10 protein-coding genes are annotated in these 14,943 nt (G+C 38.1%); 7 read left to right on the plus strand and 3 right to left on the minus strand.

The features are described 5' to 3' along the window. The first annotated feature begins 499 nt into the window (after positions 1-499). The 5 genes from RSJ42_RS02135 to RSJ42_RS02155 all read left to right on the plus strand — a co-directional run bounded on the left by RSJ42_RS02135 (position 500) and on the right by RSJ42_RS02155 (position 5,987). Positions 500-1,594, plus strand: a complete 1,095-nt coding sequence (locus RSJ42_RS02135; RefSeq protein ID WP_410509090.1) for a glycosyltransferase — start codon at positions 500-502, stop codon at positions 1,592-1,594. After that, positions 1,572-2,351 carry an ABC transporter permease gene (locus tag RSJ42_RS02140; RefSeq protein WP_410509091.1) on the plus strand — a complete coding sequence of 260 codons (780 nt, stop codon included), beginning with the start codon at positions 1,572-1,574 and terminating at the stop codon, positions 2,349-2,351. The genes RSJ42_RS02135 and RSJ42_RS02140 overlap by 23 nt, the downstream gene beginning before the upstream one ends. Further along, positions 2,351-3,562, plus strand: a complete 1,212-nt coding sequence (locus RSJ42_RS02145; RefSeq protein ID WP_410509092.1) for an ABC transporter ATP-binding protein — start codon at positions 2,351-2,353, stop codon at positions 3,560-3,562. Before RSJ42_RS02140 ends, RSJ42_RS02145 begins: the two co-directional genes overlap by 1 nt. A 15-nt stretch (positions 3,563-3,577) precedes the next feature. After that, on the plus strand, positions 3,578-4,984 hold the full coding sequence (locus RSJ42_RS02150; protein WP_410509093.1) for a class I SAM-dependent methyltransferase: 1,407 nt from the start codon (positions 3,578-3,580) through the stop codon (positions 4,982-4,984). A gap of 181 nt (positions 4,985-5,165) precedes the next feature. Next, complete coding sequence (locus tag RSJ42_RS02155) at positions 5,166-5,987, plus strand: DUF1796 family putative cysteine peptidase (protein ID WP_410509094.1); 822 nt, start codon at positions 5,166-5,168, stop codon at positions 5,985-5,987. Between the two features lie 75 nt (positions 5,988-6,062). On the opposite strand, the gene RSJ42_RS02160 is transcribed toward RSJ42_RS02155, so the two are convergent. Next, the gene (locus tag RSJ42_RS02160; protein ID WP_410508773.1) at positions 6,063-7,493 is read right to left on the minus strand and encodes a transposase; all 1,431 of its coding nucleotides are present in this window, start codon (positions 7,491-7,493) and stop codon (positions 6,063-6,065) included. Between the two features lie 297 nt (positions 7,494-7,790). Further along, entirely contained in the window at positions 7,791-9,626 is a 1,836-nt protein-coding gene (locus RSJ42_RS02165) for a glycosyltransferase (protein ID WP_410509095.1), read from the minus strand. A 39-nt stretch (positions 9,627-9,665) separates the two neighbouring features. On the opposite strand from RSJ42_RS02165, the gene RSJ42_RS02170 reads away from it, so the two are divergent. Both RSJ42_RS02170 and RSJ42_RS02175 read left to right on the plus strand, forming a co-directional pair. Continuing rightward, entirely contained in the window at positions 9,666-11,273 is a 1,608-nt protein-coding gene (locus tag RSJ42_RS02170; RefSeq protein ID WP_410509096.1) for a glycosyltransferase, read from the plus strand. Next, complete coding sequence (locus RSJ42_RS02175; RefSeq protein ID WP_410509097.1) at positions 11,270-12,478, plus strand: glycosyltransferase family 4 protein; 1,209 nt, start codon at positions 11,270-11,272, stop codon at positions 12,476-12,478. Before RSJ42_RS02170 ends, RSJ42_RS02175 begins: the two co-directional genes overlap by 4 nt. A 23-nt stretch (positions 12,479-12,501) precedes the next feature. Here the strand turns inward: RSJ42_RS02175 and RSJ42_RS02180 are convergent, their stop codons facing one another. Beyond that, positions 12,502-14,718 (minus strand): glycosyltransferase family 39 protein, encoded by a 2,217-nt coding sequence (locus tag RSJ42_RS02180; RefSeq protein ID WP_410509098.1) that lies wholly within the window; start codon positions 14,716-14,718, stop codon positions 12,502-12,504. Between the last annotated feature and the right edge of the window lie 225 nt (positions 14,719-14,943).

The following is a 14,943-nucleotide window of genomic DNA, read 5'->3' on the forward strand; positions in this document are numbered from 1 at the left end:
CGTTTATTGAGTTTAAACCATAAGTGTCAGGTAAGCTGGTAATAATTCAGTTTGTATGATTCTGATAACGGTTTACAGCCTGAATGTACATTAGAGTGCTTGAATCTGTATATTATTCGCCACAATACCGGCTTTTATTTAAAGCACTTATTACCTGACCCCTGATTTTGCGAAATATTTATTGTACTGACAATCATTGATTATACTTCTGGTAACATCTTTTACTATTTAATTGTCGTGAATTAGACTCTTAAAGTAATCAAGTAAATCATCTGGGAAGTGTTATATATACCTCTCCCAATCTTGATATGAATTTTCAATATATTTATTACCATGTAACCTGATGAATTGTGAATTTATACCTGGGAAGTACTTCAACCCCATTTATTAAGTCAGATTTGCACTTCAATAAGTTGCAGGAAAGCGTCCTATAGCAGATAACTTAAGAAATATAATCTTAAAAGTCTTCGTTTAAATCCCTGAAACAAGTGAGATACAGATGAAAATAGCCATATTTCATGATTATTTCGGAGCCATTGGCGGTGGAGAAAAACTGGTGCTGATGCTCGCAAGATATTTTGATGCCGATATTATCACTACGGACTTAAATCTCGAGTCCATAAAGAAGATGGGCTATTCTGAAGCACATATCATAAGCCTTGGAAAGACTTCAAAGGTGCCTCCTTTAAAGCAGATTTCGGCATCTTTCCTCTTTGCAACGTGCGATTTCTCAAAAAAGTACGATTTCTTCATATTTTCCGGGAACTGGGCATACTTTGCTGCAAAAAAGCATAAACCAAATTTGTATTACTGCCATACACCCACAAGGGCTTTCTACGACCTTTATGATACATTTCTGATGAGGCAGCCCTTTATTATTTCTGTATTCTTCAGGATCTGGGTAAATCTTCACAGGCCTGTTTCTGAATATTACATCTCACATGTATGTAAAATCGCAACTAACTCAAAGAATACATTACAGAGGGTTAGAAAATATCTTCACAGAGATGCTGAGGTTATCTATCCCCCTGTTGAAACTGCAAAGTTCTCCTGCAAAGAATACGGTGATTTCTGGCTTTCGGTAAACCGCCTTTACCCTGAAAAAAGAGTAGAGCTCCAGATAGAGGCCTTCAGGGAAATGCCCGAAGAAAAACTTTTTATTGTCGGAGGATACTCAGAAGGTGACCACGCAAAAAGTTACGCAAAAGATGTCATTAACAATCTGCCAGAGAATGTAAAGGTGCTTGGAGAAGTCTCTGAAGCAGAGTTGCTTGACCTTTACTCCCGCTGCAAGGGGTTTATCTGCACTGCTATGGATGAGGATTTTGGGATGACACCTGTAGAAGCAATGGCAAGCGGGAAGCCTGTTGTAGCCGTAAATGAAGGCGGGTTTAAGGAAACTGTAATTGACGGAAAAACAGGGATGCTTGTTGATGCTGACTCCAGAAATATAATCCAAGCTGTAAGAGCCGTATCTCTAAGGCCGGAAATTTACAGGGATTTATGTTTTAACAGGGCTGAAGAATTTGATGTTTTTGTTTTTGTTGAAAAAATAAAAAATGTGATTTACAATGATTTTCAAACATTTAACTGAATTATACAATTACCGGGACTTAATCTGGAAATTGTCCTGGGGAGAATTCAAACTCCGATATAAAAATTCTATACTCGGGTACTTCTGGTCCCTTCTGGAGCCTCTTCTGATGCTCACAGTTCTGTATTTTGTGTTTTCCAATCTTATGAGGGTTCAGGTGGAATATTATCAGCTTTTTCTACTTCTGGGCATCATATTATGGAACTTCTTAAGCAGGTCAACGAACATTGGAATGTTTTCAATAGTGGGAAGGCCGGATATGATCAAGAAAATTTACTTCCCCAGGGACATTTTTGTAATCTCGTCCTGTATCACAGCTTTGCTTATGAGCATTTTTGAGTCAGTTGTGTTTTTCATATTCATGTCAGTTTTCAGAGTCCCGATATCCTTTAACATATTATATGCACCTTTAATTCTGGTCTTCCTATTCTTCCTGGCCCTTGGAATTGCAATGGCACTTTCGGCACTCAATGTTTATTACAGGGATGTACAGTTTATCTGGGATGTACTCATGCAGGCAGGATTTTTCGCAACCCCAATTCTTTATACGGTCGACATCCTGCCGGAAGCTTTCCGAAAAATTGTTTTCCTCAACCCTATGGCACGGATCATTGTGTCGGCACGTGATACAATAATTTATTCAACTCCGGCAAGGTTTGAAGACCTGCTGTTTATTTTTGCTTCGGCTCTCTTTTTCCTTATCCTGGGTTATGTAATATTTTCCAGACTTGAGCCCGGTTTTGCGGAGGAAATCTAATGGCTGCAATTGAAGTTGAGAATCTTCACAAATTATTCCGTATCCCCCATGAAAAAAGGAATACCGTATTTGAGTCCCTTACAGGGGTTTTGAGGCCTCCCCAATACGAAACATTCCAGGCCCTTAATGGCATTAACTTTGATGTAGATGAAGGCGAGGCCCTTGGAATTATCGGAGAAAACGGGAGTGGAAAAAGTACTCTGTTGAAAATAATGGCGAATATTTTGCGCCCTACAAAAGGTAGAGTAAAAGTAAACAGAAGAATTACCCCGTTTCTTGAACTCGGGGTTGGATTTCAGCCAAACTTTACAGCTTCGGAAAATGTAAGGACTTATGCAACCATTATGGGGGTTTCTAAAAGAGAGATCGAAGACAAACTCGATGATGTGCTTGAATTTGCTGGTCTTGAAAAGTTCAGGGATGCCAAACTGAAAAACTTTTCTTCTGGAATGCAGGTCAGGCTGGCTTTTTCGACGGCAATACAGACTGACCCTGAGATTCTTTTAATGGATGAGGTGCTGGCAGTAGGAGACATGGAATTCCAGCAAAAGTGCCTGGATGTCCTTAACCAGTATAGAAATGAAGGAGTAACAATAGTATTTGTTTCCCACGACCTTGGGGCGGTCAGAAGGTTCTGCGACAGGACTTTACTCCTTAACAAAGGGGTTCAGGTAGCTCTTGGAAACACGGGAGATGTTATTGATAGATATGTATATGGCGGGAATGAACTCCAGACTCCTGAAGCCCATGAAAACGAGCAGGTTAAAGCCGAAGAAGAAGCAGCGCCGAAAAACCGCTGGGGAGATAAACAGGTAGAAATAGCTAATGTGGAATTTTACGATAAGTTTGGCAACCCCGGGTCCAGGTTTAATTCTTTTGACCCTGTAACGATAAGGATTTTCTATCAAGCCCATAAAAAGATTCTGGGGCCGGTTTTTGGGATAGCTCTGTATTCGGAAAAGGGGGATAACCTTTACGGTACCAATACCGACCTGAAAAATCTGACTATAGATTCGATTGAGGGGAGCGGATATATCGACCTGGTAATAGACAGGCTCACGATATTTACAGGTAGGTTCTTTTTAACGGTTGCCATACACTCACACGATCATAAACCATATGACTGGCACGACAAATTATATTCATTTGATGTAATGCCTACCACCAGAGATGCCGGACTTTTTGAAATTCCCTGTAGCTGGAAGCTATAATTTGAGGGCGATTACATGGGCGCTTTTGAATCTGAGGATAAGGAAATCAAGGTCGAGGAAATAATGGAAAAAGTCAGAGATAATATTAATAAAAGAAAAGGAATAAAAATCGATCCTGAATTAAATTCCGAAAGTGAAACGGCTGACTTATCCGTGGGATTTTCGGAAGACTGTGAGATTCGGAACGGGCTCAAACACCTCTCTTCAAACTGGAAGATAGATAATGAAACCTATTCTATAAGCTCTCACAGGCCGCTTGCAGGTACAGTTCTGGTTAAGGGCAGGGAACTGGTGCACGGGGAAGTTAAAAGATATGTTGACCCTGTTATCCTGAAACAGGACGAGATCAACAGGATCACGGCGCAAGTTTTGAATAGATTAATTTCTCAGCTCAAATCAGAGATTGGCAGGGAAATAAGTGATGAGATCGAAAATCTGAAGCCCGAAATCCGGAAAGAGATAAGCAACGAAATTGAAGGCTTAAAGTCCTTAATCCATACAGAAATACTCAATGAAACAGTAAATTTAAAAATGCAGGTCCATGAGGAGATGAGCTCCGGGGTTGAGGACCTGAAACACGAAGTCCATAAAAATGCAGGAGAGGTTTTCGATTCCGTAATTTCTTCTTTGAATTCGGATATTGAAAATAAGTTGTGGCTGCGCAGTGTACTTGAGAATAAAATAAGAGAGTCGTATGAAAATCAGCAGCTTGAGCCCTCTGAGCCGGAAGAGGAACTGGGAATCAATTACTTTGATTTCGAAGAAAGGTTCCGGGGGACGTGTGAAGATATAAAACAGAGACAGACTAGGTTTCTGGCATATTTTGAGGGCTGCTCCTGCGTCCTTGATATCGGGTGTGGAAGAGGGGAATTTCTGGATCTTTTAAATGAGAGGGGAATAGGTGCAAAAGGGGTGGATATCGATAAGGATATGATAGGGTACTGCAGGTCAAAAGAGCTTTGTGTGGAACTGAAAGATGCGGTTTCATATCTGGAGCAGATCGAGGATGCATCCCTTGATGGAATTTTTATTGATCAGGTAGTTGAACATTTACAGCCAGCTTATCTGACAAGGCTGTTGAAACTGTGCTATCAAAAATTGAGTTCTGGTCATTACATCCTTATTGAAACGGTTAACCCACTGTCTCTTTTTTCCTTTGCAAATTTCTACATTGATTTAACTCATATAAAGCCGGTGCATCCTGAAACATTGAAGTTTTTACTTGAATCCACAGGCTTCAGGGAGCTTGAAATAGTATTTATTTCCCCTGTTAGCGAGGAAGCAAGGCTTGAGAAACTGCCGTCATTTTACGGTACGAGTGACAAAGAAAAGTCTATAATAGAAATCTACAACCATAATATTGACATACTGAATAACAGGCTTTATGGAGCTCAGGACTACGCAGTAATAGGAAAAAAGTGAACCAGGAAAAAAGTGAACCCCGGCTGAAGAAAGCAGTTTTTGCTAGGAAAGCAATTTTGATAAAAAAAGAGTTTTTCTGAAAAAAAATTTAACCTATAGCCCTGGTTTTTCCGGGGTTTTTGGTTCTCAGTACATCATATTTTGGTATCCTCTTCCCACATAAAAGCCTCAAGTGATGATTATGATAACGTGTCCAGAAGTGAAATCTTACGACTTTATTGCAAGTCTGGGGTCTGCATGTATCGTTGCAGACAAAATTCAGAAAAACAATTTAAGGCTCTTCTCGGGTCCTCTGGACTGGATAGTCAGCAATCCTTCCAGTACCATTCAGTTTTTAGGGTCTGAATTTAATGATTTTTTTAAGTTGAATAACCTGAAGACAAAAGGTATTCACGAAAACAATTTTACATATCTTGTTGAGGACACCAGCTATAACCTGCTTTTTGTCCATGATTTCCTGAAAGATTCAACCATAAGCAGCCAGTACCTGCATCTTAATAGCAAGTATAACAGGCGGATCTCGAATTTTTACAGGTGGTGTTTGAAGGCTGAAAGTGCTCTGTTTATCATGTACTTTCCAGGCCAGGACGACTATCTGCCTGAGGTTAAGGAACTGATCTCTACTCTAAAAGAAAAATTCCCTGATTTAAACTTTGACCTGCTAATTTTATTCCTTTCGGATAAAAAAGAAGCAAGGGTTTCTAAGGTACTGGAAAATTGCTATGTGGGGTATGTGTATCATAATGAAAGCAACTGGGTGGATTCAGACCCGTTCTGGAGGCACCTTTTAAGGAACTTCTCAATCAATTTTTCCTTTAAGACAATCGATCTCGCAGGTGTTTCATATCTGGAAGACAATTATTTAGACTTCAAAGACACAGGTAAGTTTGTTTATACAGGGCTGGCGCAATATGAAAATACCGGAAGGTGGGCTACAGGCAACAGGACCCGAATAGGTGTAAAGATATGTGATAACCTCAGTTTGACAGTTTCCACTAATTGATACTTTTTTTCCTTTCTTTTTTGTCCCAACTGGATTTGACGATTCTTTAAAATTTATTAAAATTTATTACATATTCTATATAATTCCATTCCTTTTTGTTACTAATAAGCTATTGATCCTATCAAAATTCGCAAAAATATAGTTTTTAACTCCATTTATCATGAACTTGATTGTAAGTGTCAAATTCTTCAAGCTTTTTTTAATGAATTTTGTAGACGTATGTTTTATCTCCTCAAATTCATATCGCATCAGCGATATGAATAATTGGGCTATAAATCCAAGGATAATAGCTCCATAAATGCTATCGTCTGACCAGACTCTCAACGGCTTAATCTGGATTTCATTTTTCAACGAATGGAATATTTTCTCAATAGAATCCTTTTTTCTGTATGTTATCAATGCATCTTGAAGTGTCAAATCCCTGTTCGATTTCAGACAAAAAAATCCTTCTCTTCCGTTAATCAATGAAGCTTTCAGGAGTTCTATAGCTTCCTCATCACTAAGCTCTTCGAGCTTAGTTCTAAAACAGTAATCAATCTCAATCAACTCATTATTTATTCTGAATTTCTTAGGAAGCTTTTTGTTGTTTACTAAAGCCTTCTGAATCTCTTTTGCTTCCTTTAATTTCTTCAGAACAGCTCTTGCTTTTGCTTCTAACTGTCTTTTCTGTAAAGATTCAGAGAAATAGAAATACTTACTGCTGCTAGGCTTGACGATTTTTATCCCATATATACCTTTTTGGGAATCTATCAGTTCTGCTTTTTCCAGATCAAAGTTCTCGATTATTTTATCGTCACTTGTATTCAGTTTCATGGCAGTGAGATAGTCCATCTCAGCATCCTGTATACTCTTGAGATTATCAGTGGTGTTAGCTCCTTTATCAAAAATAATAAGAGAACCCTTTTTAAGTCTGCTTTTTACCTGGTTATAAGTGTCAGAGAAGTGCTCCAGGTCAAGAACGTTTCCTCGATTCACGGTAACACCAATAGGAATGTTAATGGGATTAGTTAATTCACTGATTCCAACGGTTATCTGCAGCTTATCAGGCCTGTGATCTCTACTATACCCGTATTTACCAAGGTTGGATTTAGTCCCGTAAAGAACTATACTCGTCCAATCAAGGTTTATATTTGTCTCTTCAAAATCGTAGACAGAAAACAGAGAATCAAGAATGTCAGAGAGGATTTCCTCTCTATTACGTCCTAAAAGTTCAAGAGTTCTGTAAAGAACTCTTTCATGAAACCTTTCAAGATTTAAGATATCAAGAATTTCTCCCTGATTTAACCATTTACCAGCTTCTTTGATACTAAAATTCTCAGTTAATTTGTAGCTTAACAATCCAATTAGTAAACTATTGAGATCAAGACCCCTGCTTTTATGTTTGCTAAAAATATCAAAGAAATTAAGCTTTTCATAAAAGAGCTGGACAGCAAGAATTGATCCGATAGGAACACTTATATTCTTGTTAGGAATTGTAGGAAACGCTCTCTGTTTTGTGATGTTCATTTGACCGAATTACACAAAATAGAGAGCACTTATTTTTATCTAACTGTCAAAGTCAGGTGATAAAGTTACCGATATGCTTGTTAAATGCAGCAGCTACAAAAACGATTATTCTTTTGTGTATATAAACGGGGAATATGCAGGAGTTATTGATTTTACAAAAAGCAAATACGCCGAAAAAAAATTTGATTTATCCTGTATTCCTTTGTCTGAAAATAAATTAATTATCGAATTCCTTCATAACACGTCCGTATCCCCTTTAGTTACAGGAGAATCCACTGACTCCAGAAGCCTGGCAGTTTACTTCAACAACATACGTTTTTCTTGATGGTTTCTTTTTTTCTGGCCTGAAAGTACTTCCAGGTACTTCCATTTTTTATGCCTGTCATTCAAAGAATTTCCTGTTTGCTTTTTAACTTCTTTTCCCGGCTTTAAGTTCTCTTTGCAGATATTCATAACTTTTTTTGTGACTATGTCCCAGGTATGGTTCTCGAGCACTTTTTTTAATCCGTTTTCTCCTAATTCAGCAGCCAGACTTCTATCATTCAATAACTTTTCAATTCTGTCGGCTACTTCAGCTTCGTTCCCGCATAAGAACCCATCTTTCCCGTCGTCAATAAGGCTCGAAACAGCTCCACAATAGAGGTTTCCGATAACAGGTTTTTTTCTGGTCCATGCTTCGCAAAAGACCATGCCGAAACTTTCACTTTCAGACATCATCACAAAAACTTCACAGGCTTCATATGCATTCACAAGGTCTTCCTGCGAGACTTTCCCCAGGTATGAAACATTTACGGAACCTACAGGCAGCTTATCATCATCCGGTCCTATCATAACCATATGAGCGTCTTTAAAGTGTTGATCTATCCTTTCCATGGATTTTATGAGGATATCGTATCTTTTGCCGGGATTTTTCCTTGATACGGTTAATATTATTCTTTTATTTTCAAGCTTATATTTTGACCTGAAGGATTCGGGGTCTATCCCCTGTTGAAAAAAAGTCTCTTTGCTTACACCAGGTCCGACGAATGTACTTTTTGCCCCTATTCTATCATAAAAAGCTGTTTTTGAATAGCTGGAGTTTGCAAGGACCATGTCCCCTTTCTTTATGGTTTCGTAGTAGTGTTTCCAGTGGTAGAACTCATCATCTATGTGCATTAAAGGCAGCAATATCAGTGGAACATCGTATTTTTTTGCTATAAGGGATGTCTGAAGGGTATTGAACGGGAGCATTTGAGCTATAACGATATCATACTTATGGACATTGTTATCAAGCCACTTTGCCATCTCAGGTGATCTCGGCCCCCTCATATAGTCAAAAAATTTCCCATAGTTATCAGCTCTTTTACCTGCGTTATTTATATAATGTTCAACAAAGAGCCCGTTTTTAATCAGCACTTTTCTGTAATCATTCTCAAGATCAACACTTTTCTCTATCCCTTCTGAAACGTAATTGATCCGCGAAACCGATATCCCAAGTGTCCTGAAATCTTTTAAAGGCTTCCAGCCCCGGTTTAGCCTTATGTATATGAGAAGTTTTCCTGAAATTTCCGAAAAATCAAAACTTAAATGTTCCCAGTCCTTTGTTACGGGCAGTGGAAAACGTAATTCTTTATTTGAAGACCGAAAAAGGATTTCCCCTCCAATTCTTTTCCTGTTACTGATTGTTAAACTTACTTTCGTGATCTTTTTATCTTTAATTAAAATAATGGGGTTCCTTTTTGTCCATCTCATTGAAAAGCTGCCATATCTCTCAAGCTGGTTCCAGCCGGTTAATAATACCCCATTCTCTTCTTCAAGATGTTCCTCGCATATTCCGATTATTTTATTCTCGGAAGCTCTTTCCTCTTTATCAAGTTCAGCCTGTATAAGCTTCTCCAGAATAAGTGAAACGTACCGGCTGGGGTTTTTTACGGGAAGCCTGATCACTCTCACACCGTTAATTTCCTCACTTTCAAGTGTGTTATCCCAGAGTTCTCCTGATTTAATTAAATGTCTTATTCCGTGTGACTTTGTTGTACAAATGTCAACTTCAGCACCCAGTTCTCGGAGTCCTTCAGCCAGTTCTTTCATATGAGCTTCGGCTCCGCCGTATACATCCTTCCCGTACCTGAATGTGACACCTAATATTCTCATAGCAGTCTTTATATTACATGAAACTTTACTTATAAACTTATGTCATGTGTTCTTGCTTTAAGTTTTCATCCTGCGTTCTACCCTCCTAAAAGCGGCGGGGAAGAGCGTTTATATAATATCTATAATAACCTTTCCAGGCACCTTAAAGTTAAGCTCATTACATTTACTTACCCCAACGCTGATAACTCCGTAGAGAGAGTCAGCCATAATGAGAATTTTATTGAAATAAGAATCCCAAAAACTATAGTGAGTGCAGTCTTTCATCATTTTATTAACAGATGTTCTGATATTAAGGAATGTTCCGCAGTTGTTACATCTATTGAAAGCCGATTTAACAGAAACTTTAAAAAAGTAATTGCGGATGAAATCAGGAATGCAGAAACTGTAATCTTTGTATATCCTTTTTTATATACTGTCCCAGGCCAGCTCTTAAAAGGTAAAAAAATTATTTACGAATCTCACAATATAGAATATGAACTGATGAAAGAATCTTTTTCAGATTCTTTCCTTGGAAAAATCTTACTGTCTTATGTTTTCCACATGGAGAAATCCCTATCTGCAGAAAGCAATTATATTTTTGCGGTTTCTGAAGAAAATAAAGCTAAATTCTCCAGCCTTTATGGCATTGGAAAAGGCAAGGTTTATGTTTCACCCAATGGAGTAAATCCTGAAGTCTATAATGGTTTTTTTAAGGAAAAATCTTCTTTAAATAACTCCAGGATTTGCACGTTCATAGGGAGCTACCACCCTCCCAATATTGAAGCTATAGAAAATATGTCAAAATTTGCATGCAAAATGCCGGATACTTTTTTTCTTGTGGCTGGAAATGTCTCTCAGTATTTTGTTAATTCAGACCTTGTTGAGAAAACGGACCTGGAATTACGCAATATTTTCAGCCGCCAGAAAGTGGCTCTTGCAGATGGCTTTTACGGTGTAGAGTACTGGGAATCTGTCCCGACCATATGGTGCAGGCCCGAATTTACCATAAACTTTTCACAAACAGTTGAATCTGCTGAACTGAAAATATATTCTCCGGAAAGTAAAGACCTTAAGATAAAAATAGAAGGCAAACAGGAATCGTTCAAACTGATAGCTGGCTGGAACCGGGTTAAGATCGAAGATTTAAAAAACAAGGACTCCAGTATCCTGTTTGAGTGCGAGCCTTTTAAAAACGACGCCAGAACTCTGGGGGTTGCAATACAGGAAATTAACTACTCTGAGGGTGGGAACACTTTTAACTTTGATTTAAACCAGGGGCCTGATCAGCGGTATGCCCTTAAAAAAGCTAAAAATGTTATACTATTAGGTCGAGTAAGTGACGAAGAAAAGCAGGCACTTTTCAGGGTGGCAGATGTGGCTTTAAACCCGATGAGCAGCGGCTCCGGCACCAATATTAAAATGCTGGATTATATGGCAGCAGGGCTGCCTGTTATTTCCACGCCGGCAGGTGCAAGAGGACTTGACCTTAAAAACTATGAAAATGCAATTATCTGTGAGATCCCCGAATTTCCTGCAAAAATTAAGCAAATTTTTAATGATAGTGAACTGCATGCCAAAATTAGTCGAAATGGCCGCAGGACAATTGAAGAACGATTTGACTGGAAAAAAATAGCTTCTGAGATGGTGAAGGTGCTGGAGGAAAAATGAAAAATATAGTTGTATTTAACGAATTCCCCATATTTCCTCCAATGTTTGGAGGACAGGTTCGAATATATAATATCTATAAAAACCTCTCTCAAAAACATAATGTGACTTATATTTGTTTTGGGAATTCGGAAAATATTCAGGAAACCAGAATTTGTGACAATTTTTTAGAGATAAGAGTCCCCAAAAACCAGATCCATAAAAGGATAAATGCGGTAGCAGGGAAGTTATTAGGCGTGTCTGTAGATGACATCGTCGCTATGTTCCTGTGCAGACACAATCGGGAGATTGATTCTATTGCAAAAAAATATGTGGGCAAGTGTGATATTGTAGTCCTATCTCATCCTTATATGTTTCCTCTGGTCCGGGATTATATAGCGAATAAGCCCCTGGTTTACGAGTCCCATAATGTGGAATTCCTTTTAAAAAAATCCCTTCTCGGAAATGGGATCCTTAAAAATTATATTTGCAGTAAAGTCCTGATGGTTGAAAAGAGCCTTTCTATCAGGTCTGATATAGTTTTTGTTACATCCAGGGAGGACATGAGCAGCATTAAAAAACTGTATAGTCTTGACGGGGACAAGATTCATGTATCCTCAAACGGGGTTAATACGGAATCTTTCGATTTTATTTATGATAAAGGGCATCTTATTAAAGAGAAAATCATAGACTGCCCCCTGATTATATTTCTGGGAAGCGGGCATCCGCCCAATGTACAGGCTGCAAAAATCATCATCAATGAGATTGCCCCTAAAATGAAAGATGCCTGTTTCCTGATTTGCGGGAGCGTCTGCTGGGGAGTGAAAAACGAAAGCAGAGGCAAAAATGTAGGTTTAACGTTTGAAGTTAGTGAAGAAGAAAAACTTGAGTTATATAGAGTCTCGGATATTGCCATAAACCCGATGACCAGCGGCTCAGGTACAAATATAAAAATGCTGGATTATATGTCTGCTTCTCTGCCTGTTGTCTCCACTCCTGTAGGGGCAAGAGGTCTTAACCTGGTAAACTATGAGAACGTAATAGTTTGCGATATCCCTGAAATGCCCGAAAAGATCAGGGAAATTCTCCTGAATAAAGAACTGTATGAAACTATTGGTACAGCCGGGCGCAGAGTGGTTGAAAGCGAGTACGACTGGAGAAAAATTGCACAGAAGATGTGCGGAACTCTGGAAAAGGTGGCTGATAAAAAATCGGCTTCAGTCCTTTAACTCTTTTACTTTACGTTTTTTCATTAGTCAAGCCTGATATCCTGAACTGCAACACTTAAGTCTCTGTTATCTGTTTTTGCAGTGTCTGACACATCACAGGGCTTGTCGCTGCCTTCGGGTACTTTCAGCTCTATTATATTCATCCCTCTTTTCACACTTACTTCAGACTCCAGGTTCTCAAAACCCAGCGGTACGTTTTTTATTGAAATAAGATCTCCGTTAACATAGGTTTCCAGGGTCCTTTCACGATAAAAGCTCTCAACCTGCATATTTAATGTTGTGTCCATCTCTTTGTCTGAATATAAATAAAATGTAGAACTGCTTCCCATCCACCTTGTAGATTTATTGTCCCAGTACTCTACATTGTAAAATCCGTCAGCCAATATTATTGAATTTTTTTCAATCTTTGCTACATATACTGAGTTAACAGTTTCTTCAGAAATCGAAGCTGATAATGGACTCAATAGCCAGGTTTTAGCTTCTATTTTCTCTATATTGGAATTTACTAACTTTTCCGGGGAATGGAAATATGTGTCAAATAAAAGGAAAACCCTATCTCCTGAAATATCAAAGTAATCAGAGTTTAAGAGCCTGACTGTTATGTTATCTTTTTCCCAGGTGAATCCTCCTATGTCGTAGCCGTCTCCATAGTGAAAGGGCCAGTGTGTATATACAACCTCAGGGTTCTGTCCAGCAAGACTCTGGTATCCTTCGAGGCGGGCATTTCCGGAATTTGCATAATAAAATGTCAGATTTGTCGCAGTTATAAAATTGAAAATAAGAGTTAATGCAAGTACAAAAACAACAATAAACTTTGTTTTTTCAGAATAATCCGATCTTAATATTCTTGATATACCTGACGAAAATAAAATTATCAGAGCCGGGAATGCAGGCATTAAATATCTGTAATCCAGGCCTCCAACCTCAATAGGAGGCTTCACACCATAATCATATATTTTTCCATTTATTATAAAAAATGCAGTAAAGGAAGCAATCCAGATTAACATGACTATTTCTTTTCTGTTAATCTCTATCTTCGTTTTGTATACGCCCATCGATATTAATAAGCACAATATTGCTAATCCCAGTAGGATATAATATGGCAGGTGATTATCGGCAGGGATAAGAGGGGCCCAGAAACAAGATTTGCTCGGATAAATTTCGGCTACTATGAGCAGGAGGATCTGGACTGCCAGTAAAGAGTAAAGTAGAGACTTATTTTTACTCTCGGGTTTTAAAAAGGCGAATATGGAGAGAAAGAGGACTCCAGAATATATGTACTGCGATATCTCCTGTCTTAAAAAGCCCACCCATATCATTATTGCATCTGTTCCAAAAGTAAATGGCGTAATTATGGAAAAATCATCCATTATTTTTGAGTAATACATTACTTTCATGTAATAAAATATGGAGAATAAAAACACAAACAAAGTTAGTGCGAATATTTTTCCGTTCATCTGACGATAGATTATAATGCTGAGGAAAATTGCGGGAAATAAGACAAGAGCAGGCACCTTTATTCCAAAAGAAATAAAAGCGAAAATCAGAGATAAATATAAGAATTTTTCCGATTTACTATTAAGATATTTAAATAAAAAGAAAAATGTTAAAACTACAAAAGAAACAAAGGGCATATCAAGGTAAGCCCATTTGTTGACCAGAAAAAACACAGGGAATGTAAGAGAAACGAGCAGGGCTATAAACGCAGTAAGGTCTTCATATATTTCTTTAGAGATCCCGTATATCCCAAAGACTCCGAATATCCCGAGAAACATATTTATTAAATGTGTTAAAGTTTCGGATTCACCTGTTAATTTATAAAAAAATCCCCATATGAGATATAAAAATGAATGCCTTTCCTCTGTACTCGTCAGGTATGCATGGGAAAGGTAGTATTTGGCCCTTACAACGTGCTGAACAGCATCCCATCTGTATGCAAAATCAAAGCCTGCAAACCATGTTAATATGAGAGCCGATACGAGGATAAGCAGGACAGTTTTAGACCCTGTTCTATAGTAATTGTATATGCACAGGGAAAGCAGAGGTATTATAAGATACTTCAACAGGTTTAAGGTGTAAAGCAGATCGTAGTTTTTTAAATAATGCCCCGCAAATACCAGTATGAAAAAGACTGCACAGATAGCCGCGCTAATTATATTAAAATAGTTGTTCTGTATGTATTTGCAGTATAATTTATAATGACCTTCATTAATTTTGTTTTTTTGAGAGTATGCATGCATGAATCTGTTACCTCTTGGCAGCGTAGCGAGAGTTTTGTAAATTTAGATTGGTTTTGTATCTCCTTTCTTTCACTACACAATATAAGGTGATAAATTTAAGGTGATGAATTTAAGGTGATGAATTTAAGGTGATGAATTAGTGGTCATTTTAATTTCAGTTATAAAAGATTACCTTGTCGATCAGGAATATGAAATTCACCAGCTAATACCCGGCTTTTAATCTTG

Origin of the sequence: Methanosarcina hadiensis (assembly GCF_046529725.1) — an archaeon.
Lineage (GTDB): Archaea > Halobacteriota > Methanosarcinia > Methanosarcinales > Methanosarcinaceae > Methanosarcina > Methanosarcina hadiensis.

Excerpts from the sequence above, each read along its gene's own strand:
- RSJ42_RS02175 (WP_410509097.1), top strand. The coding sequence starts at position 11,270 with ATGAAAAATATAGTTGTATTTAACGAATTCCCCATATTTCCTCCAATG.
- RSJ42_RS02135 (WP_410509090.1), top strand. The coding sequence starts at position 500 with ATGAAAATAGCCATATTTCATGATTATTTCGGAGCCATTGGCGGTGGA.
- RSJ42_RS02160 (WP_410508773.1), bottom strand. The coding sequence starts at position 7,493 with ATGAACATCACAAAACAGAGAGCGTTTCCTACAATTCCTAACAAGAAT.
- RSJ42_RS02145 (WP_410509092.1), top strand. The coding sequence starts at position 2,351 with ATGGCTGCAATTGAAGTTGAGAATCTTCACAAATTATTCCGTATCCCC.
- RSJ42_RS02155 (WP_410509094.1), top strand. The coding sequence starts at position 5,166 with ATGATAACGTGTCCAGAAGTGAAATCTTACGACTTTATTGCAAGTCTG.
- RSJ42_RS02180 (WP_410509098.1), bottom strand. The coding sequence starts at position 14,718 with ATGCATGCATACTCTCAAAAAAACAAAATTAATGAAGGTCATTATAAA.
- RSJ42_RS02140 (WP_410509091.1), top strand. The coding sequence starts at position 1,572 with ATGATTTTCAAACATTTAACTGAATTATACAATTACCGGGACTTAATC.
- RSJ42_RS02150 (WP_410509093.1), top strand. The coding sequence starts at position 3,578 with ATGGGCGCTTTTGAATCTGAGGATAAGGAAATCAAGGTCGAGGAAATA.
- RSJ42_RS02165 (WP_410509095.1), bottom strand. The coding sequence starts at position 9,626 with ATGAGAATATTAGGTGTCACATTCAGGTACGGGAAGGATGTATACGGC.
- RSJ42_RS02170 (WP_410509096.1), top strand. The coding sequence starts at position 9,666 with ATGTCATGTGTTCTTGCTTTAAGTTTTCATCCTGCGTTCTACCCTCCT.